The following is a 21,687-nucleotide window of genomic DNA, read 5'->3' on the forward strand; positions in this document are numbered from 1 at the left end:
GAGCTGTTGAAATCGCGTTTTTGGCGAAGTGGAACCATTTAACTCAATAAATTCAGGGGTGAGAAAAGGGAAAAATCGCCTACATTGGGCGACTTTTCGATTGCATGATTAAACCCAACCAAGTTCTGCTAGTGCCCAGCCATCATTCCAAATCTTGGTCATGTGCGTGATCTTTCCTTCGTCCGATAATCGCATGACGTACACATAATGACTTGCGCATTTCTTTCCGGTAGGGGCAATTGGGCCGCCTTCACCGCTGTGTACACCGAAAAAAGTACCGAAGAAAATGGCGGTATTGTTTTCGTTGTCGTAAGTCGCTTCGTTTAATTCGTATTGGCTACCCGAAAGGGGGCCATGAATGATGTCGTGCATCCAATGGGTATAGGCTTCAAGCGTACTGATATCCGTTAGTGCCGTTGCTTGAGAGTCAAAGCCAGCATCATGCTCAGCAAAGCCTCTACAAGCCTCCCACCCACGACCCGATTCACAAGCATGGAAAAATTCTGTCGCGTTCTGAAAAGCTGACATATTGCCTCCGTACGTAAAAACATCTAAATGTCGTTGTATTCCGTCGGTCATTCGTCATCCAACCTTACACCCACTCTTGAATATTCTTTCGCTTCTGAATGGACGTTTGGTTAAATCATATCGTGACGGTTGATGCAGATTGAGCAACATTCGAGACGTTTCATTACATTAGTTGTTGCTTTGATAGTGGATGACCACACTGATGTCAGCGAAACGAGATAAGACTGTGATGCTCTTTGGCATTCAATATAGTAAGTGATCACTCATTACTTTAGTTGGTTTTAGAAAAAATGAGTCATGAGGTCATCTCTAATACTGGAAACCTCAAATTTCTCGCGCAAATCCCGCATAAAATTCGGTTTTGATTATCGACATTTTTACGCCTAAGCACCTATCAAGCTCACAAATTAAGCACCTTTATTCCCCCTTATTCACAGCGAGTAATGTATTAAGTTTATGAGATTTAATGTGTTTATTCTGTTTTGTTTCAGTAAAGAGAAGATTCACATTTATTGCCATGTTGCTGTTTTGTTATGACGTGTTACGTTATATGTTAAATATACGCATTAAATGTATCATATTGTCTGTGGGGTTCTATGAAGAAGGTATTTTTGCTTGTGATGGTAATGGGGTTCTTACTGCCCATGAGCGCGATGGCGAATGTCGAACTCAAAATCGCGACGTGGTTATCTCCTGCCGCAGCAATGAATAAAACGGTATTGCCGACGTGGGGGAAATGGATTGAAGAGGCTACTGATGGGCGTGTAAAAATTTCATTGGTTTACGATCTCGGTAGCCCGAACAGCCTTATTGATTTGGTTGAAGACGGTGCCGTTGACGGTGCATGGACGTATCACGGGTATTTCCCAGGACAGTTCAAGCTAACCAGTTTGGCAGAGTTACCCAATCATCATGCCGGTGCAGAAGCCGTTTCTGTTGCGCACTGGCGTATTCACCAAAAGTACCTTGCGAGTGCGGGTGAGCATGAGGGTGTTGAATTGGTGGGTGTGTTTACTCACGGTCCAGGTCAAATACACATGCGTGAACCTTTGCCCAACCTTGAAGCAATAAAGGGCAAAAAAATCCGGGTAGGTGGTGGTATCCAATCTGCGATTGGTGAGCGCCTTGGTGTGACGGGGGTTGCTGCACCTGCCAATAAAATCTACGAAATGCTTACCCAAGGTGTGGTTGATGGTGTTTTCAATCCTATGTTTACAAAAACTGCACTCAAACTCCACGAAGTCGCCCCTTACACGTTAAAACTGCCACATGGTATGTACCTTGGAAGCTTCGGCATCTTTTTAAATGAAGACGTGTTGAGCGAACTTTCAGAGCGTGACCGAAAAGCCATTTTGGCCGTGTCGGGTGAAAAACTGTCCGCCATGGCAGCCAAAGCGTGGGAAGCTGCAGATGATCAGGCGGAACGCGTAGCGCGTGAAAATGGCAACCAGATTGTGGAAGCCTCAAATCAGGATTTGGCGTATTTCACTGCGATCACCCAAGACCTTGATAGCACGTGGATAACGTCTGTTAGTGATCGCGATGTGGATGCCGAAGCGGCGCTCAAAGTATTTCGTGAGACCGCTAAGGCATACGAGGTGAGCAATGACCCGCAGTAATACGAAAATTGGACAGCACTACTGGCTGCTGTTTCAAGACGGGTGTTGCTACTTATTTCCTGCTATCACGTGGACAAGCGCGTTGGCCTTGTTCGGCATGATGCTACTCACCGTGTTGGATGTATTAGGGCGTTACGTTTTGGGTACACCTATTCTGGGAGGGAGTGAGTTAACGGGCTTTATGTTGCTCGTACTCGTGATGTTAATGCTCCCTCTGTTGGTGTTTAAAGATGATCAGATCAGAGTGGATTTGCTCACCGATGCCATCAGCCCTGGTGTTGCTAAGTGGATCGAGCGTATTTATGCGTTAGGTTTGAGTGCAGGGTGCGTGTATCTCGCCATGACGGTATTTAAATTGGCAACGCGAGCTGATCGAAAACGCCTTGTCACTGAATACTTGGAAATACCTGCGTCTTGGGCAATGTATGCGATTGCTGCCTGTTTATTCTTGAGTGCGTTTGCATTCTTCCTTCGCGCTGTTTGCACCACGGCTGTATTGGAACATCGCCTCCAATCGATGGAGGGAGATCGTCATGATTAGTGCATTCATTGGTTTGGTCTTGGTGCTATTGCTTTGTGTGCTTCGCATGCCCCTCGCTTATGCCATGACCTTGGTAGGGGTTGTTGGCTATGCCTCTTTGCTTGATTTCAACTTTACAGCAGCCCTTTCTATCAGTGCGCGGAGAATGATCGACACACTGCAAGATCCCGCGTTGAGTGTGATTCCTTTGTTTATCTTGATGGGAAACCTTATCAGCCGATCGGGCATGTCCATTGAACTGTTTCGGGCATCAAATGCGTTAGTGGGGCATCATCGTGGTGGTATGGCGATGGCCACCATTACCGCGTGTGGCGGGTTCTCTGCGATTTGTGGTTCAAGCCTTGCGACCGCCGCAACAATGGGGCGTGTCGCCATTCCTTCCATGCGCCGTTTCGGGTATGCCGACAGCCTTGCTTCTGCCTGCATCGCAGCCGGTGGCACTCTCGGTATTTTGATTCCTCCCAGCGTGGCGTTGATCATCTACGGTATTTTGACTGAGCAAAGTATCCGTGAGCTGTTTGCTGCTGGATTTGTGCCTGGCGTCATGGGAATTGTTTTGTATCTGGTTGCGGTCAAATTTGTGGTTTGGCGTTCTCCAGAATCAGGCCCGAGAGGGCATGAGATGACTGCCGCGGAAAAGCGGGAGGCCTACAAAGGAATAAGCGGTATTGCCGCGTTGTTCACCGTGATCATGGGGGGCATTTATCTGGGTGTTTTCACCCCGACAGAAGCGGCGGGTATCGGAAGTTTCGGTGCGTTAGTGATTGTTTATTTGCGTGATTTATTGACCAAAGCGTTGCTGAAAGAGGTGCTGTTTGAAACGGCAACGATGAGTGCGAAAATCTTTTTTGTCGTACTGGGTGCGTTGATATTTTCTAATTTTATCAATCTCGCAGGGCTTCCTGAAGGCTTAGTGCACTTTCTGACCACGCAAGATCTCGAACCCATGTTGGTCTTCCTGATGATCATCGTGATTTACCTGATGCTTGGCACCGTATTGGAAAGTATGTCGATGATGTTGCTCACTGTGCCCGTTTTCTACCCTGTGGTGCAGAGCATGGGGTTTGACTTGATATGGTTTGGCATTGTGGTGGTGGTGGTGACTGAGATCAGTCTGATCACGCCACCAGTGGGGATGAACGTCTTTGTACTCAGCGGCATGTTTAAAGATTTAAGTAGCCGCACTGTGTTTCGTGGCGTTATGCCCTTTTGGGTGGCCGACATTGCTCGTCTGTTAGCCATTATCTTTATTCCAGCCTTGGCGTTGGGTTTACCTGATTTCTTATATGGATGACAGAGATTAAGTACACCTTAAACGCCCGATAAACCGGTACTACAGGGGGATGTTATGAACCTGTCTATGCGTGAAACTCACACTGTTTTTCAGATTGCAGAATGCCTCAATGCGGGCATGGAATGTTCGGAAATGCGGCAACAAGTTGGGATGTATTTGCTGAACTTGCTTGATGCTGACTATTTCGCTTCTTATGTTTGGGATGGTCCTCGAGTCGGTTTTTTACACCGCGTTGCTATCAACATGTCAGAAGACAATCTCACGCACTACGAGGCGTATTTTCAGTATCACGACCCGATAACGCCGAAGCTGCAACGACGAAAGCAAGCGACAGCTGTTAGCCAAATTATGCCTCACAGTGCGTTGAAGCAAACAGAGTTTTTTAATGAATTTCTGTCTGTTGATGGTCTGACATATGGATTGAATTTTCATGCGCATGACGGTGTAAATAATATTGGTGATTTGAGAATTTGGCGGAGCCGAAAACGCAACGATTTCACCAAAAGAGACATCGAGATTGTCAATGCACTTGGCAATGTCTTTACCAATGGAATGAAGATAGCCAAATCAAAGAGGGAGGTCATTGACGAGTTAAAAACCGACCTCGAGAGTGAAACAAAGCATAGTTTGGCGATGAACCCGGATTTTTTAGTTCGGGAATATCACTTAACGTCGCGAGAAGTTGATGTATGTATGGCTTTGATTCAAGGGTTGTCGGACAAAGAAATTGCCCGACGGTACAGTGTGTCCTTCACAACAGTGCGTACCCACATTAAACATCTCTTTGAGAAGCTGCATGTGAGCGGGCGAACCCAACTGATTCATAAAGTGCTGACTCACTGACGAGTGATAGACATAAGGCGGGCAATCTAGGGGGGCTAGATTGCCCGCGTCTATTTTTATCACTTGTTGCGAATTAATGACTCCGTTGCTTTTCTAGATGCCTCTTTCTGTCTTTCCAAACCCTTCAAAACCGCGAACAACACCTCCAATCAGCTCACCGTGGTGCCGATATCCTCATTGTTGAGGATGGCGGTTCTTATTCATTCGTCTCATGCTAATAGGTAAAGGAATGTGAAATCTCAGGAGTAAGAGATGGTGGAAAGTAAAGGGATGCCGTTAACCATAGAGTCGCTGAAAACTGCCTTTAAATCGGGTGATTTAACGTGTGAAGCTTACGTGAACACCGTGATAGAACGGGCTGAAAACCTGAAGCACCTCAATGCATTGATATCGGTTGATTGGGAACAGTTACGACTGGCTGCGAAAGCCGTGGACGAAAGTGGTGGCGCTGGAGATGCGCTTAACGGAATACCGATTTGCTTTAAAGACAATATTCAAACGGGCGTGCTTCCTGCTTCTGCGGCCACGAAAGCATTGGCAGGAAAGAGAACGTGTGCCTCTGAGGTCGCCACGAGACTGATGGGTCAAGGCGCGTTGGTGGGAGGCATGGGTAACATGCACGAACTCGCGTTCGGCATTACCACTAACAATGGGTATAGCGGTGCATCGAAAAACCCGTGGAATGAACATCGTATCCCAGGGGGATCTAGTGGCGGCGTTGCGGCGGCAGTGGCGGCGGGAATCATGCCCGCAGGTATTGGGACAGACACTGGCGGATCGGTCAGACTCCCCGCGGCCTTGTGCGGTATTGTTGGTTTTCGTCCATCGGTAGGGCGTTATCCATTAACAGGTATGGTGCCAGTAAGCCATACGCGTGATACCGCAGGCCCAATGGCGAATACCGTAAGAGACTGTCGAATTCTTGACCGTATCATGGCGGATAAACGCGATGTGTCTATCGATAAAACAAAAGAGGTTTCATCCATTAGATTGGGGGTGCCCCGCGCATATTTTTACGACAACCTTGATCAAGACGTCGCGTGGTTAACCGAAAAAGCCTTAAACACTTTGTCAGACATGGGCGTGACGTTGATTGACGCTGATATTCCCAATGTCGGTGAACTCAATGAAGGTTGTAGCTTCCCGATCGCGCTCTATGAATTTATGCAGAACCTTCCTGAATACCTGAGTGCCAATGTACCCGATGTGAGTGTTAAGGATGTTGCGGATAACACCTTAAGTCCTGATGTCAGAGGATTAATGGCCTCATTATTATCAGATGGAGCGATGCCAACGTCGGTGTATCGAGAAGCCATTGATGTGGTGCGCCCTCAATTACAAAACGCCTATAAAGAATACTTTGATAAATATGGTGTAGACGCGGTCATTTTTCCAACAACCGCACTTCCCGCTGCGCCGATTGGTGACGATGAAACCGTTGAATTAAACGGTGAACGCCTTCCTACCTTTTCTACCTTCATTCATAACACTGACCCTGCCAGTAACGCGGGGATACCGGGCATTAGCATGCCCATCGGCTTGACGCGAGATGGCCTCCCTGTCGGTATTGAAATTGATGGCCCCTACGGCAGCGATGAGCAACTGCTTGCCATCGCAGAGGCGCTTGAAGCCGTTTTCGCCTTTCAACAAAGGGCGTAATTCGCCCTCATACAACGCTACTTCCATAGATGTAAGGAACACAACAATGAAAAGACGCGAATTTTTAACTTCGTCGATGAGTGCTGCCTTGTTGGTGGCGATGTCTCCCGCTTTTGTGTCTACCAAAGCATTAGCGACAGACACAATAAAGCTCGGAGTCATGATCACGTTATCTGGCCCAGCAGGCTTGTTTGGACCATCTTGCAAAAACTGCACGCAACTGGCGGTGGACGAAATCAACAAAGCGGGAGGGGTGCTTGGTAAGCAGATAGAAGTGATTTATGCCGATGCGGGAGGCTCGCCCTCTGAGGCACTGAAAAACGCAGTTCGACTTTATAAGGGAGAGAAAGTCGATGCTGTGATCGGTATGCATGACAGTGCCGTTCGCGGTGCATTGACTGATTTATTTAAAGGCAAAATACCGTATATCTATACGCCTATTTATGAAGGCGGAGAATGCGCGCCGGGTACCTATGTGATCGGTGAAACCCCCGCTCAACAGTTATCGCCTGTTATACCGTGGTTGATGGAAAATCAGACCGTCAGTAAATGGTATCTGATTGGCAACGATTATAACTGGCCTCGCGACACGAACACGGCTGCAAAAGGCTACATAAAGGCCGCGGGTGGAGAAGTGGTAGGGGAAGATTACTTACCTTTCTCAGCTGATAACTTTGATGCGAGCTTGGCGAAGATAAAAGCGAGCGGGGCAGATGCGGTATTAGTCACCCTAGTGGGTGGTGCGTCTGTTGGCTTTAATCGAGCATTTTCCAGCTTTGGACTCGATAAACAAGCACTGCGACTGGGCACCTTGATTGAAGAGAATACGTTAGCCGGTATTGGTGCTGAAAATGCGGCGCGACTTTATTCGTCATCGGGTTATTTCCAAAACATCAGGTCGCCGGAAGCTGCCGCCTTTTCCAAGCGTTATTACCAAAAATTTGGTGACGACGCGCCTGTATTGAATGCACTGGGTGAGTCTTGTTATGACGGTGTATTGCTGCTCAATGCACTTGCAAACAATGCAAAATCTCTATCTGCGAGCAGTATTGCGAAGGTCTCTGAAGGGACCTCATTTTCCTCTCCTCGTGGCGAGATGACACTGATAAATGGCCATGTGGACAAAGACATCTATCTGGCAAAAGCCGTGGATGGTGTTTTTCAGGTTGTCGAAACGTTCAACGACGTATCAAGCGACAGCACTTGCCGTGGATGAATAACAACGCAATGTATCAATTGAAATTGACTTAGGAGTGAGCGACGCATATGGATGTGTTCACTTTGTACGGATTGAATGTGATTTATAGCCTTTCTGTGCTGGCGCTCGTGGCAATAGGCTTGGCAGCTGTGTTTGGGTTGCTCGGTGTCATGAACATGGCGCACGGCGAGTTTGTCATGTTGGGTGGGTACAGCGCAGTACTCGCGAGCCAGTGGTCTTTGCCCTGGCCTGCGGGCCTTTTACTGGCTGTTTTTGTGAGTGCAATGGTTGGTGCTTTGATAGAGAGGGGCATCATTAAGCACTTATACCAACGCCCCTTCGATACCCTGTTGGCGACCTGGGGTATCGCGATGTTAATAAGAAAAGGGGTTGAAGCGCTGTTTGGTCGAGAGTACCAAAATGTCCCTCAGTATATTCCTGGAACCTTGGACGTCATCGGCGTGGACTATCCCGCTTACCGACTCGTTTTGATCGTTTTGATTACGGTCTTGGTGGGAGCCCTCTACATTTGGTTTCGCAAAAGCCCGGCCAGTTTAAAAATTCGCGCAATGGTGGACAACCCATCGCTAGCACAAGCCATGGGCATCAATACGCAAAGGCTCGCATCGTATACGTTTATTTTTGGTGTTAGCACAGCAGGCCTAGCCGGTGCGCTGATTGCGCCGTTAGTCAGAGTTGATCCCTATATGGGATTGGATTACTTACTTTCTTCATTTTTTGCCCTCGTGATTGGTGGGTTAGGCAGTGTTGAAGGTGTGATCTTGGGGAGTGGCATGATTGGTGGATTGAATCAGACGCTTTCTAATATCTTTGACAATGTCGTTGGATATACCGGCGTTTTGTTGCTATCGATTTTCTTTTTATGGTGGAAACCCAATGGCATTATTTCGCAACGTTAACACCTACGCGGTGGCAGCACTGTTCGGGTTGCCATTGTTCATTGATAGCTATACAGCTTATGAAGTTGGTCTTTACCTTATTTTTGGTTTAGCCGCTTTAAGCGTGTCACTGTGTTGGGGTAAAGCGGGTTTTCTACCTCTTGGACAAGCGGTATTTTTTGGTCTTGGGGCGTATGCGTTTGGTTACGTCAACCAAGGTGAAGCCACCGTCCCGTCCGCATTATTGGGGACTGTCTATGCGTTGCTACTTCCGGCGCTTGCGGCTTATTTATTGGGAAGGTTGGTGTTTTCTCGAACCGCCAGTGCGGGTCCCTACTTTTCATTGATCACGCTTGCGGTGGCCATGCTTGCGACACAACTCGCCCTGGTGTTTGATGGCGTGACAGGCGGGTTTAATGGCCTCAATAGCATCAGTGACCTCCCTGGAACCGATCGTTATGAAAACCTCTATTGGGTGATTGCTGCCGTTGTTGGTGTGATTTTGTTGGTCATGCAATACATGGATAACACGCCGTTTGGCCTGTTGCTGAATGCAATAAGAGACAACGAACAGCGTGTTGATCTTCTGGGGTATAAAAGTGATCACCTCAAAAGTGCAGTTTTCGCCATCAGTGCTGCTGTTTCTGGTTTAGCTGGTGCACTCTACGCTGCACACCAAGGCATTGTCACTCCAACCGCATTAGGCTTTTTTCTTTCCGCTGAATTCGTTATTTGGGCGGCAGTCGGCGGGCGATTTATTCTTATTGGCCCCATCGCTGGTGCAGTGGTCATGGGAATGGTGTCGAGTGAATTGAAAGAAACCTTCCCTTATTGGGAGGTCATCGTTGCGACCATTTTTATCCTAGTGGTTCTCTTTTTACCCAAGGGATTGCTCGGGTGGTTACCGACATGTAAATCACGAAAATATGCGGATAACTCTGCGGCGGTGGTTTGTGAGTCAACCCCTCCTGATGGCTGCGCCGAATTGGAAATGGACAATGCCTGTGTGTCGATAGGCGAAGTCTCGATTCTTTCTACGCTGCAAATGCGTTTAGGCGGGAAAGGGGTGCAGTGTTTGATCGGTCCAAATGGTGCGGGTAAAACCTCTGCGTTTAATACCATGACGGGGGTGCTCCCACTTTCCTCTGGTAGCCTCATTTGGAAAGGCGAACGGTTCCATCCTAAAAAAGCCTATGATGCAGCATGCCAAGGTATTGGTAGAAAGCTTCAAATTCCCTCGGTGTTTCCCACGTTAACTGTTGAAGAAAACATTCACCTTGCGCTATGGGCGCGACGTTCTTATTCGCGTTCGATGTATCTTTCTGCGGAATATGGACACGTCACCGCCTCACTGGCCGCGTTTTATGATGCCATTCCATTTCTTAAGGAAGGTAAGGTATCTGCGGGGGAGTTGTCAGTGGGTCAGCGTCAACTTCTTGATTTTGTCATGACATGTGTGTCTGAGCCCGACCTCTTGCTGTTGGATGAACCCTGTGCGGGGCTGTCTCCCGTCGAAACAACGTCGCTTATCAACATCATCAAAGACTACGTCGAAAGGGAAGAAAAACCGTGCGTCATCATTGAACACGACATGCAGGTTGTAGAAAAACTTGCAGATGAAGTGCTGGTGATGAATCACGGTTCCATGTTGTGCCTTGGCAGTTTTGAGTCTGTTCGCGCGAATACGGATGTTCGCAGTATTTATGCAGGAGGAACCAAGTAATGCCTGTATCACTGATGGATGTAAAAAACCTTTCTGGAGGATACGGTGATATCACCGTGGTGAAAGACGTGACGTTGGCTGTGGAAAAAGGCGAGGTGGTTTGTCTGGCGGGGCGCAATGGCGTTGGGAAAACAACCTTGTTGAAGCTACTTTCGGGTGCTTTACCGATAACGAAAGGAAGTATTTCTCTTACTGGGAGTGATGTATCACGATGTAACGCTTTCGAACGCCAACAAAAACACATCACCCATGGATTACAAGAGCAGACCGTGTTTAGTGGGTTGAGTGTGTATGACAATCTCTCACTCACCGGGATGTGGGGGGATAACCCTATTTCCAAGCGGTTAGTCGAGGCATTTCCCATCATTGAAAGGCGTTATAAAGTGCTGGCTGGAAAGCTGTCAGGGGGCGAAAGGAAGTTGGTGTCTTTTTGCCGGGCGATCGCAGAAGGAGGGCTTATAACCTTGCTTGATGAACCGACCGAAGGTGTGCAACCTGAGAATATTCAAAAAATGGGTGACATTATTATCGAGCAGGCACGTGCAGGTCATAGCTTTATTGTGGCGGAGCAAAATCTGACCTTGATTGAGCAAATAGCCAGTGCTTGTTGGGTGATAGACCATGGAGAGTTGATCTCGCGTTATCCGGCTTCTCCAACCTTAAGAGAGTCAATTGTGAAGGAGTTGGTCATTTAGAGCCGCGTTATCCATCTCATTCGCAATGACACAATCGGCGGCAAGTTAACTTGCCGCGTTGCATCTTTCTATCTCAATCTGCTTTCGCTTTTCGCCTCTATCTCTCGGCTATACAAGCTAAAGCCGCAACGTAGTTGGAAAAGGCGACAGCCCAAAAGGCGTGAGCGAAGTGAGAGGTAAATACCGCTTTCGTATTTCTCTTGGCTCCGCCAAATAAGGTTAAGCCCGCCTGCTCTGACAATAAAGAGCGAGCGGGCTTTTTCGTATCTGGATTAATGCTATTGAGATAGGGATACAGGACCCTAGTCAGGGTTCATTCAGCCGAGCGAACCAAGATAACTTGCTTGTAGTTACTTTCCCCAGAACTGATCTTCGGCGGCTTGATCATCAGAGAAAAGCCAAACACCGACAATTTTATTGTCTTTGAGTTGGAATAAATCAACGCCAGTCATGTCAATAGAAGACGTTTGGGTTTTACCAGAGAATGTCACTGCAATAGAGACAAAATCGCCATTTGCCATTGGATTACTCGTCGGCTTCACGACAAAACTGCCGCCTGATGCCTCCATCATACCACCCACCATTGCGCCAACTTCATTGAAGCCTTTTTTTATACCTGAAAATGCATTGTTACCGGGTTGGACCCATACAACGTCATCTGCGAAAAGGCTTGAAAATGTTGCCATGTCTCCTGTCGCCAAGGCTGAAAAGTAGGTTTCTATTGTTTTAATGTTTTGAGCTTCCATGTTGTTTTGCCTCGCATGAATATGAAGTAATTGCGCCGCAGAAAGCGACACTGCATTGATACTTACAGTTTTCTCAAGTGCGATAGAAGCTTAGATGTAATCATCTTGATGAACTAGAGGGCTGTTATGGTTCTCATTGGTACTAAAAAATGACCAATAAAACACTTTCAGGCTTCATTGTATTGCTTATGTGACGGTTTTGTTCAGGTGAGGGTCAGGTTGGGGGATTGGTATAGATGTCAGGGGGATCGTTGCGGTCCTCTTCGGTTCCGTATCAACAGATTCAAGGCAAGTCACAGAGGCGAGTCACAGAGCTGAGTGTGCAGTCGCCCCTTTTCTCAATTAATTTGTTTTTCCGCTTTGTCCGCTGTGTGCAAGTCTAAAATACGGTTCGCTTGTTGGATATTTACCGACATCAGGTTGAGGATCTTCTGTAAGGTTGTCGATCCTGGTGAAATGTTCATTCTGGCCTTTTCTTCGTTCTCTTTAGCGAGTTTAGCCAAGCTTGGCATATCCAAATTCAATGCAGTCCCTTTTACCACATGCAAGGCATTGAAGAGCATATCAAGATCCCCGCGACTAAAGGCGTTAATGAGGTTGTCAGAGGCTTTTTCAAACTCCTCTATCATGAGTAAAATTAAGCAGCGTTGCTCTTCTTTATCGTCATCGAAAACCGCGAGCGTAGAGCTAGATGACAGTTCTTCTTCCGTCATCGGCAGTGCGCTTTTCGGCATTCTCGATAAACAAACGACATTCGAGGTTTCGGCACCTTGTGTGGTGATACCACGAGCATTTCGTAGTCGTTCGAAATCATTCATAAAATGTTGAATGGCGCTTTCAATGCTGCTTTTTTGGATCGGTTTAGTGAGGACATGATTAGCACCAATGTCCAAGAATTCGTCGTGGGCTTCTTTAAACACATCAGCCGTGCAGGCAAAAATGATAACGGGAGAGCGCATTTTTTGACGGATATAATGGATGGCGCCAATGCCGTCGAGCTCAGGCATGTGTTTGTCCATAAGAATCAGGTCATAGGGTTTTGCTTCTAGTGCCTCAATGGATTTTTGCCCGTCCACAGCAATATCTACTTGGTGCCCCATTTTTTCACATAAACGTTTAGCGACCATGGCATTCACAGCGTTGTCATCTGTAATTAGGATATCAAGCGATTCAATGGCAGAAATACGGGGCTTTGCTGCAAGTACTTCGACGTCTTCTACACATTCGTCAATAACATCCAGTGGCACGGTGATGACAAAGGTACTGCCTTGGCCTTCATCACTGACCACACTAATGGCGCCTTTCATGGTTTCGATGATATTTTTCACGATCGACAAACCTAACCCTGTCCCCCCAAATTTGCGTGTGGTTGACGACTCTGCCTGACGGAAAGGTTCAAAGATATCGGTGAGCTTGTCCTTCGAAATACCCACCCCTGTGTCTTGTATCCACATTCCCAGTTGGTTTTCACTTACTTTATAATCGCAGATGATTTTCACACTGCCTTTGTTGGTGAACTTGATGGCATTACCCACAAGGTTAAAAAGTACTTGGCGAAAGCGAGAACTGTCACCAATAAAGGTGATGTCTTCGGAAATATTACTTTTTACTTCGAGAATAATATCTTTTTCGTTGGCAATAGGACGCAGCGCATTGGTCACGGGATCAATGAGTTGATGGAACTTGAAAGGGTGATATTCAATTTCGATAAGCCCCTGTTCGACCTTAGAAAAATCCAAAATATCATTGAGGATGGTGACCAAATACTCGCCAGAATCGTTGATGATCTGAATGTTTTTCTTCGTTGATAATTCCTGTGTTTCATCCGCGATAAGTTGTGCCATGCCGAGCACGCCATTCATGGGTGTTCTGAGTTCATGGCTCATTGTGGCCAAGAAAAGTGATTTGGCTTGATTAGCGCGCTCAGCATTTTCTGTCATTTCAGTCAGTTTCTGGTTTAACTCATTCAATTTATCAACACGATGCCATGAAGATAAGAGAATGAAACCAATGAGGCTTAAAAGTGAAAGACTGAATAACACCACAGACATCTGAAAAGTGTGAAATTCCATTTCTTTTAACTCACTTTCCGTCGCTTCGACAAACTCTCCGCGATGGCCAATTACCATGTCGTTAATCAGCAGTGAGATTTCTTTGTTCAATGCATTGTATCGCTCTATAAAGTGCATGTTTTGCTCGTTTGAAAGGTGCAAACTGGCAGCGATTTCTGCGGGTAAAGTGTTAATAGATTTATCGCGTTCTGAGAGAGTATGAAGGGCACTGTTTCGCGTGATGATTAACGCAATAAGGTTGTCGATAGACTGTGTAAGGTGTCGAAATTCTTCGGAAAAGTAATCTATAGCACTGTCGATGCGTTGCGTATTTTGATTAAAAACTTCGACGTGAGACCCGTGAGTATTTGATACAAAGCTTTCCAGCCTTCTTTCTGTGTTAACTACGCCACGTGTGATCACATGAGGCGTGACAGAATGACCAGAATTGAATGCGATAGCTTCATCGCGCAAATACAAGATTTCATGGCCTAGCGTCGTTACCTCAATGTTGAGGTGAGTCAATTGATTCTTCACGTTGTAACCGTTTGTCGCTATTAGCAATAACACGGCAAACAAAACGAGAAAAGCATACCGGAGATGAGCAAGTTTATTCACGTTCTAGTATCTCCAGAACCTGTGGCCTTGGCGCACTGAGTGAATGCAGAAAAGCAGATAAATCGTTTATTACCGTTGGTTCTATGGCGTGTCCTAATTGAACCTTCGCCATGATCTCTATGGCTTCTTCTAAATTGCTTGTTCTGCCGTCATGAAAGTAGGGCGGTGTATCGGCAACATTTCTCAAGCTGGCAACGCGAAACAGGTATTTATCTGCATTTTGTTGGGTGATGAGATAACGGCCCATGTCTTTTTCATTGGCTTTTTTCCCGTCTGAAGTGGCGTTGTCATAATAGCCAAAACGTTGCATCAAGCTTCCACCGATATTTTGTCCCTGATGGCAGTTAATGCACCCTAACTTTTGAAAGGCTATCCAACCTTGTTTGGCCGATGAGTCAATGGCGTATTGCTCACCGTTAAGATAGCGGTCAAAAGGAGAGTTTGGGGTCAGTAGTGATTCTTGAAAGGCAACAAGCGCATGCTGAATGGAATCAGCGCTGATGGGTAAAATGTTTGCCTCATCGAACAGGGTTCTGTACTCGGGTTTAGAAGCAACATAGTCAACAATGGCAGCCCAAGACGACGCCATTTCTAACGGCGCGTGGACAGGACCGTCCATTTGTTTCTTCAAGCTATTTGTTCTTCCATCCCAAAAGAATCGGTAGTTCAGCGCGGCATTGAAAACCGTCAATGAATTTCGTGAGCCTGCCCCGCCCACGCCAACAGAGACGGGCGTGATTTCAGCGCCGTTTGTTTGAAGATTGTGGCAACTGTTACAGCTTACGCTGTTGTTTGATGAGAGACCCTCGTCTCTGAATAAGGTCCAGCCTACTCTGATCAGTGGGAGGTCATAATCAAAGTGACTTGGAATGGGAAAAACGAGTGCGTTTTGGTAGAGGGAGTTTATGTCTGCATTTGTTCCGTGACTGTGTGAATCATGCTCTTGTCTGTCTATGAGCGAACTAACAGGTGCAAAGAGAATCCCTACACCTATTGCGATAATGAGGGACAGCAACCCGATAAGCAAAACTCGACGATAAACCATATGCTTTATGTGTATGAAAGTTCATGCATAAAGCATAGTTCAACATCTATGTTTGTCTAATCTGTTTTCTTCTAAATACTGTTATAAATATTTATAAAATAATGAATTTATTGTCACGGATGTTCCAGATCAATCAAGGCGTCATGTATTTGTATTTGCCAATTAAACGGCAAGCTCAGCTTGCCGTTTTTGTGCGTATTTAAATAGGTCGTGCTTTATGGCCTTGAATTACGTGTTCATTGGCGGTGTTTACATACCCTAGCAAGGTGTTGTACGCGCGTTTTGGCATACTCATCATCACTAAAGGCACTAAGTACAATACGGTGAAGAACGACGTGGTCATGCAGAACACAATCACCACCGCGATGTTGTATTTAGCCACTGCGCCAAAGTTAAATTGAAACACCAACGGCAGCACACCAAGGATCAGCGAAAACGAGGTCATAAACACCGCATTAAAGCGCTGAGAGCAGCCTTCAATAATGGCGTCTTTCAGCTTAGCTGGGTCTGCATGCTCACGCGCAATACGAATCACTTCATACACCATGATCACCGCTTGTTTCGACGATAAACCCACCGCCGTCAGAATCGACAACCGCGTATAAATGTTGTCGGACAGACCAAACATATCCAGCGCGATATACCCCGAAAAGTAGGTCACTGGCACCGTGGAAAGCACGATGATCAGCGGCGCGACCACAGAATCAAACAGCACCGTCAGTAGCAAGAAAATCAGCAGTAGCGAGAACAAGGTAATGTTCATGTGCTCGGTCACTGACGACGAAATCGAGCGGCTTGAGCCAATAAAGGTGATGTTGTGTTCTGCAATGCCTTTCGACATCAGAATGTCTTTCAAGGTATGAATTGCATCGTACTTGTTCACGCCAGACAACGTAATACCGCGAATTTGAACACTTGGCAGGCCGTTGGTTTTATTGATGTTAAGCGGTTCAAAAGACGGCTCAACATGCTGAATCGCACTTTTCATGATTTTACGGTAGCCATCGTCATACAAGGTGTAGTCATCGATGGTGGTTGTGCCTTCTACCATGCTTTGACGATCTGACGGGCTGACGCCGAGATACACTTTTACGTTGTCGTTCGCATGAGGTGTTTTGCCAATATAGTTTGGTTGGGAAAACGCCGCGATGAGTGACGCAAAGTAGCGACGTTCCGCACTGCCGTAGGTTGTGGTATCCACTAAGGTATCGATGTTGAATTGGTTCGACACATACTTGGCATCGTGTACCAAGAACTCGTAAAGCCCGGTGGCACGCGCTTCTCTCAATGCCGCTTCGACTTTATCTAGCACTTGTTCTGTGTCGCTGCCCATGATCGCCATGTCGATAGGGAAGGTGGATGCGCCTGGAATGTCCGTTGGCAAAATCACAAACGAACGGCTCAAGGTTTCTTGGGCGAGCAGTGACGCCAAGCGCTTAGACTGTTCCACCAGAAGGTTATTCTTCTGAGGATTATCGACGAACTGTTGAGCTGTTTCTTGAATGGGTTTTGTGATGTGTTCCCACCACACAAGATTGTCGCCGTTTTCCTGCGAGCCAGAGACTGGCTCTTTCAGGCGGACATAATGGGTGATCATATTGCTGTCAGGCAGGCCAGTGACATAGTTGGTGGAATCCACCCAATCCAGCGCCAAAATACGTTGCGTCAGTTTGCTGGCTTGTGCCTGAACGTCTGATGACGTTGCATTCGGGCTGACTTCACTCAGTACCAACAACAAACGTTTGTCTTCCGGTGGCGCGACTTCGCTGTCGCTGTTTTGCCATGAAAAGAACCCCGCGACTAACACACCCATGATGACCACAGCAGTCAGCGACCGGATCACGCGGCTTTCTGCGAAAAGGCACAGGGATTGGTGATACGCGCGTAACACTGGGTTTTGGTACGCCTCGCTTTTGGCGTTGCTTGCTGTGTTATGTGGTGTGTTATTTGCCACTTGATTGACATGAGCGCGAGCGCTCGGCAACAGCTTGGGTGTGATAAGCACAGAAACAAACAAAGAACACAGCAGGGCGATGGAAATGGCGATGCCGAACTCTTTGCTGACCACACTGTAATCGGCACTTGAGAAAATATACGGTAAATACACAACCACCAATGTAAGCGTGATAGCAACCAATACCATCAAGATGGCGCGTAATCGCATCAGTTGGCTGCTAGATTGCGTGCTGGCTGTGGTTGGCGCTGCACTGTGTCCGTTCAAGTAATCTGTCACCACAATGGAATCATCCACCACGAGGCCAATGGCGATGATAAGCGCAGTAATCGTGATCAGGTTGATGGACTCGAGCGACACGGAATAGAACGCAAAGGCCAACAGTAACGAAAGGGGAATCGACAGAGAAATGGCAAAGGCCGAGGCCACAGAGCGTGTCGTGAAATACACGATCAAACACGTCACGGCGATAGACAAGATAATCGACAGCAGGGTTTCCTTGATAGAGCCATACAGCATCACGGTGCTGTCCATGATTTCCTGCGCTTTGATGTCAGGCTCACCGACCAGAAAATCGGTGATCATGGTTTTGACTTCGGTTGAAACGGAAAGCGGGTTTGCGCGGCCATCGAAGGTCGCCAGCATCACCACGCCGTCTTTGTCGTTGAACTTGGCTTTTACGCGGGTGTATTCGTTGGCAACGCGAAACGTCGCGATATCGGATAAGGCGTGAACCCCTTGCGCGCCATCATCTTCAAGGCGCAAGGTCGCCATTTTTTGAATGCCGTTATCGACGTCTTTGTGGTGATAAATCTCGTAGTTTTCACCGTCCACCAAATAGCTCGCAGGCTGGGTAAATGCCGACTGCACGGTGTCATATACTTGGTTCAGTGCTAGACCTGCCGCGTTTAAACGGTCTTGATCCACATCGATGTAAATCGCATCGCTCGGGCCATAAAGGGCGACCGATTGAATGCCGGGTAAGCTGCGAAGAATGGGGGTGATTTCACTTTCCAACAGTCGACTGACCAATGAGTCTGAACGTGCGTTAGAGGTAAATACGTACCCCAAATCAGGGGCGAAATCACCTTTGTCTAAGCCGGATGTCAGCTCATCAAGGTTGTTTTGCACCATAGGGCGGTTGGTGAGCTGGTTGCTGATATCGCGGGCGACGGCATCAATGTCCACGCTTTTGTCGAACTTCCCCGTAACGCGCAGTGAATTGTTGCCCACGGTTAAGCGGGTATATTCCAGCCCGTCTTGTTCCGCGAAAATGTCTTCAATGTCGCTCGCCACGTGAGTGGCGATGTACTTCGCAGGCTTATCGTAAAATTGGGCGGAAACAAAAATGGTGCTGCTGCGCGAGTAGGGGAAGGACGTTAGCGTGACGAATTTCAGTGCGGCCAATCCACACATTGTGATGAGCAACATCAGAATGATGTAGCCCATGCGCGATTCGAAATAGCGTCCTAGCCAAGAGGTCGCTGGGTTCTCCATGCTCTTTTTCATCGCATCAGGTTTCATCGGATCATTCCCACCAGTTGTTCAGTGTCATTGGTTTCCGTGCTTGTCGGCGTGTCGCGTTTTGGTTCAGGTCTTTTTACGCGAACCAATTCGTTATCAAGTAACTTGAATGATCCTGCGGTGGCGATGCGGTCGCCCTCGGAAACACCGCTTTCCAGCTCTAACACCCCGTCGTCATACCAACTGACTTGCACGTAGTTCTTCTTCACGCGGCGACCATCAAGCTTGAACACATAGAAGCCTTTGTAATCCAAATGCACATACTTGTTTTCAAGGAAAATGCCTTGATCAGCATGTTGCAGCGGCAAGTTAGATGTGCAGCGTTCGAACAGCGAATGGTTCACCAAACTTGCGGGTGTGCCTGTGCTTTCCATCACCACGTCATCAGGCGTCAATGTGCCGTAAAGAGTGACAAACTCACCGTTGTCTTCCGGCTCATGATGGCTGTATTGCGCCGTGGCAATTACGTCACCGTTATCGACGGAGCGCAGGGCGATTTCATCCCGTAGCGCGATAGACGAGAAAATATGGAGTGGGATTTTCGAGGTGAACTCGAAAGTTTGGTTACCGTAAAACGTCAGGACAGACACGCCAGGGTTTACGCGATCATATTGCTTCACAGACGGCGTTTCGAATACGCCGTCTTCCGGCGCGTAGAACTTGAAAGACTCAAACAGTGAACGTTGATACGCCACTTCTGCGCGAAGGTTATCCACCTTCAATTGCAGTTCATCGGTTTCTTGTTTCGAATTTTTCACGCGGAGTGAACGGTAGCGTTTCAGGTTCAGTTCATTGAGGCGCAAATTGTTTTGCGCCACTTGGTAGTGATAACGCACCGATTCGTTTTCAATCTCGAGCAACAACTCGCCCTTCTTCACCCGATGGCCGCCTTTGCGTACATACACCACTTCCCCTTCCACCTTGGGGGCAAGGTGGTAAATGTTCTGTGGGGCAATCATGCAAGCGGATTGATACATCTTGTTGCGGTGTTCCGTCTGTACCAACAGGCTTTCCACGGTTTTCATTTGAAAGCCTGCGGGAATATCGGTGTCAGGTGCTTTTTTCTTCACGCCCGCCACAGAATAGACGGAGACACCGAGTGCCACGGTTAACACCGGGATAAGAAGCGCGAGTTTATTGTTCATAGTGTCTCTGCTAACTGTCTTGGTTGAACATGAGTGATTGGCTCTGGCAGTTGCCATTCAACGAGGTCACCGTCGAGCAGGGCTTGCTTCAGCTTTTGCTTGTTGTGCTTGCCGTTGTCGTTGATAGGAATGTCCACCAAGCGTTCGACACGTTTCGGCAAATGCGATGACAAGGCAGAGCGTTTCAACAGGCGTTCGCGCAGCAATTCGTCAGACATTGATTCGCCCACTTCTTCCACAATAAAGGCCGTGATCGCCATGGTGTCGGCATTCACTAAAATGCAGGCATCGCGAAGTTCAGGCTGCGATTTCAACCACTGCTCGTGCTCTTTGCAGGAATATTTCAAGCCATCAATCTTGAACACTTCGTCTTTGCGGCCACTGAGGTAGAGATAACCGTCGCTGTCCATGCGTCCGAAATCACCAGTCGCGAGTTTCTTCTGGCGGTCATTTTCATCAAAGAAAATCGCCTTACGCGTTGCGTCTGGGTTATCCAAATACTCCGTCATCACATGCGGGCCAGACACCACGATTTGACCTTCGGTGCCAGCCGGAACAGGTTGGTTGTTCTCATCCAAGATCTCGATGCGTGTACCGGGAATGGCAATGCCCACGCTGTCCGGTTTCTTCGCGTATTCGTCAGGGTGTAGCCAGGTGGTGCGCTTGCACTCGGTTAAGCCGTACATGGAGAAGAAACGGCAGTTTGTGAAAATGGTCTGCATGTATTCCACTTCACCGCGGTGAATCGCTTCGCCGGTATTGGTGATGGTGGTGACCGATTCCAGTTGCTTGGCACTGCCGAATTGCTTAATCAAACGCGCCATCGACGGCACGATAGGGAAATGGGTCGCGCTGATTTTCTGCACTTCCATCAAGTTCTTCTGCGGGATCATGAAAGAGTTAGTCAAGAAGGTCTGACAGCCCGTGAACAGTGGGAACAGGATTTGATAGAAGCCATAATCGAAGTTCAGCGGCAGCGCGTTATAAATCACGTCATCGCCACTAATTTCCAAATACTCGATGATGGATTGCGCCGCAAACAACACATTGGAATGGCTCAGTGCCACGCCTTTAGAACGGCCTGTAGAACCTGATGTGAAGAACACCAAACCAATGTCGCTCGCCACAGGTTTGCGGTTGCGTTGCTGTGCAGGCACATTGGTTTCGTTTACGCCAGTAGCGCGGTCATTTCTGATCCAACCAGGCGCATCCAACGAGGCGGTGTCCAACGCGCGATAGTAGCTCAACTGATAGCTGGCCTTTGCTGCATGCTCCGGCGCAATCAGCAGTATGTCCGCTTCGTACTGGTCGATGATGGATTGGTTTTTCAACTGATCGGCACGTGCATCAATGGTCGCGAACAGCACACCCAGTTTGTTGGCCGCCAGCAGCAACGGCAAGGTGTTCATGCCGCGACCAGCAATGTATAGCAGGCGATCGCCCAGCCCTAAGCCTTCTTTTGCGAGTGCTTCTGCATGGCTGTTGGTTTTGTCGAGCAAATCTGTGAACGTCCAATTGTTCTTCGCGTCGCTCAGACAAACCTTGCTCGGTTGCTGTTGTTGGATTTGTACCAACTGATCGTAAAGTGTCGTTTTCATCGGGATA

At 47.7% G+C, this 21,687-nt stretch carries 16 protein-coding genes; 9 read left to right on the forward strand and 7 right to left on the reverse strand.

What is annotated here, in order from left to right; translation table 11 throughout:
- Positions 1-108 precede the first annotated feature (108 nt).
- Entirely contained in the window at positions 109-528 is a 420-nt protein-coding gene (locus BM082_RS17905; RefSeq protein ID WP_017013048.1) for a nuclear transport factor 2 family protein, read from the reverse strand.
- A 596-nt stretch (positions 529-1,124) separates the two neighbouring features.
- Here BM082_RS17905 and BM082_RS17910 point away from each other — a divergent pair.
- The 9 genes from BM082_RS17910 (at position 1,125) to BM082_RS17950 (ending at position 10,999) form a co-directional block, all read left to right on the forward strand.
- Positions 1,125-2,147: a TRAP transporter substrate-binding protein gene (locus BM082_RS17910; protein WP_241826621.1), complete on the forward strand. Its 1,023-nt coding sequence runs from the start codon at positions 1,125-1,127 to the stop codon at positions 2,145-2,147.
- Positions 2,134-2,688, forward strand: a complete 555-nt coding sequence (locus tag BM082_RS17915) for a TRAP transporter small permease (RefSeq protein WP_074928024.1) — start codon at positions 2,134-2,136, stop codon at positions 2,686-2,688. The genes BM082_RS17910 and BM082_RS17915 overlap by 14 nt, the downstream gene beginning before the upstream one ends.
- Positions 2,681-3,982, forward strand: coding sequence for a TRAP transporter large permease (locus tag BM082_RS17920; protein WP_017009285.1), 1,302 nt, complete (start codon positions 2,681-2,683; stop codon positions 3,980-3,982). Before BM082_RS17915 ends, BM082_RS17920 begins: the two co-directional genes overlap by 8 nt.
- 54 nt (positions 3,983-4,036) lie before the next feature.
- Positions 4,037-4,825 carry a helix-turn-helix transcriptional regulator gene (locus BM082_RS17925; RefSeq protein WP_229491603.1) on the forward strand — a complete coding sequence of 263 codons (789 nt, stop codon included), beginning with the start codon at positions 4,037-4,039 and terminating at the stop codon, positions 4,823-4,825.
- Positions 4,826-5,077: 252 nt separating this feature from the next.
- On the forward strand, positions 5,078-6,484 hold the full coding sequence (gene iaaH / locus BM082_RS17930) for an indoleacetamide hydrolase (RefSeq protein ID WP_074928026.1): 1,407 nt from the start codon (positions 5,078-5,080) through the stop codon (positions 6,482-6,484).
- Positions 6,485-6,530: 46 nt separating this feature from the next.
- Positions 6,531-7,700, forward strand: coding sequence for a substrate-binding domain-containing protein (locus BM082_RS17935; protein WP_074928028.1), 1,170 nt, complete (start codon positions 6,531-6,533; stop codon positions 7,698-7,700).
- Positions 7,701-7,750: 50 nt separating this feature from the next.
- Positions 7,751-8,602, forward strand: a complete 852-nt coding sequence (locus BM082_RS17940; protein WP_017009289.1) for a branched-chain amino acid ABC transporter permease — start codon at positions 7,751-7,753, stop codon at positions 8,600-8,602.
- The gene (locus BM082_RS17945; protein ID WP_017017520.1) at positions 8,580-10,304 is read left to right on the forward strand and encodes an ABC transporter permease subunit; all 1,725 of its coding nucleotides are present in this window, start codon (positions 8,580-8,582) and stop codon (positions 10,302-10,304) included. The genes BM082_RS17940 and BM082_RS17945 overlap by 23 nt, the downstream gene beginning before the upstream one ends.
- Positions 10,304-10,999: an ATP-binding cassette domain-containing protein gene (locus BM082_RS17950; protein ID WP_017017521.1), complete on the forward strand. Its 696-nt coding sequence runs from the start codon at positions 10,304-10,306 to the stop codon at positions 10,997-10,999. Before BM082_RS17945 ends, BM082_RS17950 begins: the two co-directional genes overlap by 1 nt.
- Positions 11,000-11,349: 350 nt before the next feature.
- Here BM082_RS17950 and BM082_RS17955 read toward each other — a convergent pair whose 3' ends face one another.
- The 6 genes from BM082_RS17955 to BM082_RS17980 form a co-directional block, all read right to left on the reverse strand.
- Positions 11,350-11,745, reverse strand: a complete 396-nt coding sequence (locus BM082_RS17955) for a nuclear transport factor 2 family protein (RefSeq protein ID WP_074928030.1) — start codon at positions 11,743-11,745, stop codon at positions 11,350-11,352.
- Between the two features lie 338 nt (positions 11,746-12,083).
- Positions 12,084-14,414 carry an ATP-binding protein gene (locus BM082_RS17960; RefSeq protein ID WP_074928032.1) on the reverse strand — a complete coding sequence of 777 codons (2,331 nt, stop codon included), beginning with the start codon at positions 14,412-14,414 and terminating at the stop codon, positions 12,084-12,086.
- On the reverse strand, positions 14,407-15,459 hold the full coding sequence (locus BM082_RS17965; protein ID WP_017017524.1) for a cytochrome-c peroxidase: 1,053 nt from the start codon (positions 15,457-15,459) through the stop codon (positions 14,407-14,409). Before BM082_RS17965 ends, BM082_RS17960 begins: the two co-directional genes overlap by 8 nt.
- A gap of 199 nt (positions 15,460-15,658) precedes the next feature.
- On the reverse strand, positions 15,659-18,937 hold the full coding sequence (locus BM082_RS17970; RefSeq protein WP_074928034.1) for an efflux RND transporter permease subunit: 3,279 nt from the start codon (positions 18,935-18,937) through the stop codon (positions 15,659-15,661).
- Positions 18,934-20,082, reverse strand: coding sequence for an efflux RND transporter periplasmic adaptor subunit (locus tag BM082_RS17975; RefSeq protein WP_017013058.1), 1,149 nt, complete (start codon positions 20,080-20,082; stop codon positions 18,934-18,936). The genes BM082_RS17970 and BM082_RS17975 overlap by 4 nt, the downstream gene beginning before the upstream one ends.
- Positions 20,079-21,680, reverse strand: a complete 1,602-nt coding sequence (locus BM082_RS17980) for a class I adenylate-forming enzyme family protein (RefSeq protein ID WP_074928036.1) — start codon at positions 21,678-21,680, stop codon at positions 20,079-20,081. Before BM082_RS17980 ends, BM082_RS17975 begins: the two co-directional genes overlap by 4 nt.
- Positions 21,681-21,687 lie beyond the last annotated feature (7 nt).

The sequence above is a fragment of the Enterovibrio norvegicus DSM 15893 genome, from assembly GCF_900115495.1.
In the GTDB taxonomy this organism is placed as follows: domain Bacteria; phylum Pseudomonadota; class Gammaproteobacteria; order Enterobacterales; family Vibrionaceae; genus Enterovibrio; species Enterovibrio norvegicus.

Coding starts and splice junctions, on each gene's coding strand:
- BM082_RS17920 (WP_017009285.1), top strand. CDS start 2,681: ATGATTAGTGCATTCATTGGTTTGGTCTTGGTGCTATTGCTTTGTGTG.
- BM082_RS17905 (WP_017013048.1), bottom strand. CDS start 528: ATGTCAGCTTTTCAGAACGCGACAGAATTTTTCCATGCTTGTGAATCG.
- BM082_RS17925 (WP_229491603.1), top strand. CDS start 4,037: ATGAACCTGTCTATGCGTGAAACTCACACTGTTTTTCAGATTGCAGAA.
- BM082_RS17945 (WP_017017520.1), top strand. CDS start 8,580: ATGGCATTATTTCGCAACGTTAACACCTACGCGGTGGCAGCACTGTTC.
- iaaH (WP_074928026.1), top strand. CDS start 5,078: ATGGTGGAAAGTAAAGGGATGCCGTTAACCATAGAGTCGCTGAAAACT.
- BM082_RS17950 (WP_017017521.1), top strand. CDS start 10,304: ATGCCTGTATCACTGATGGATGTAAAAAACCTTTCTGGAGGATACGGT.
- BM082_RS17955 (WP_074928030.1), bottom strand. CDS start 11,745: ATGGAAGCTCAAAACATTAAAACAATAGAAACCTACTTTTCAGCCTTG.
- BM082_RS17940 (WP_017009289.1), top strand. CDS start 7,751: ATGGATGTGTTCACTTTGTACGGATTGAATGTGATTTATAGCCTTTCT.
- BM082_RS17970 (WP_074928034.1), bottom strand. CDS start 18,937: ATGAAACCTGATGCGATGAAAAAGAGCATGGAGAACCCAGCGACCTCT.
- BM082_RS17915 (WP_074928024.1), top strand. CDS start 2,134: ATGACCCGCAGTAATACGAAAATTGGACAGCACTACTGGCTGCTGTTT.
- BM082_RS17910 (WP_241826621.1), top strand. CDS start 1,125: ATGAAGAAGGTATTTTTGCTTGTGATGGTAATGGGGTTCTTACTGCCC.
- BM082_RS17965 (WP_017017524.1), bottom strand. CDS start 15,459: ATGGTTTATCGTCGAGTTTTGCTTATCGGGTTGCTGTCCCTCATTATC.
- BM082_RS17975 (WP_017013058.1), bottom strand. CDS start 20,082: ATGAACAATAAACTCGCGCTTCTTATCCCGGTGTTAACCGTGGCACTC.
- BM082_RS17980 (WP_074928036.1), bottom strand. CDS start 21,680: ATGAAAACGACACTTTACGATCAGTTGGTACAAATCCAACAACAGCAA.
- BM082_RS17935 (WP_074928028.1), top strand. CDS start 6,531: ATGAAAAGACGCGAATTTTTAACTTCGTCGATGAGTGCTGCCTTGTTG.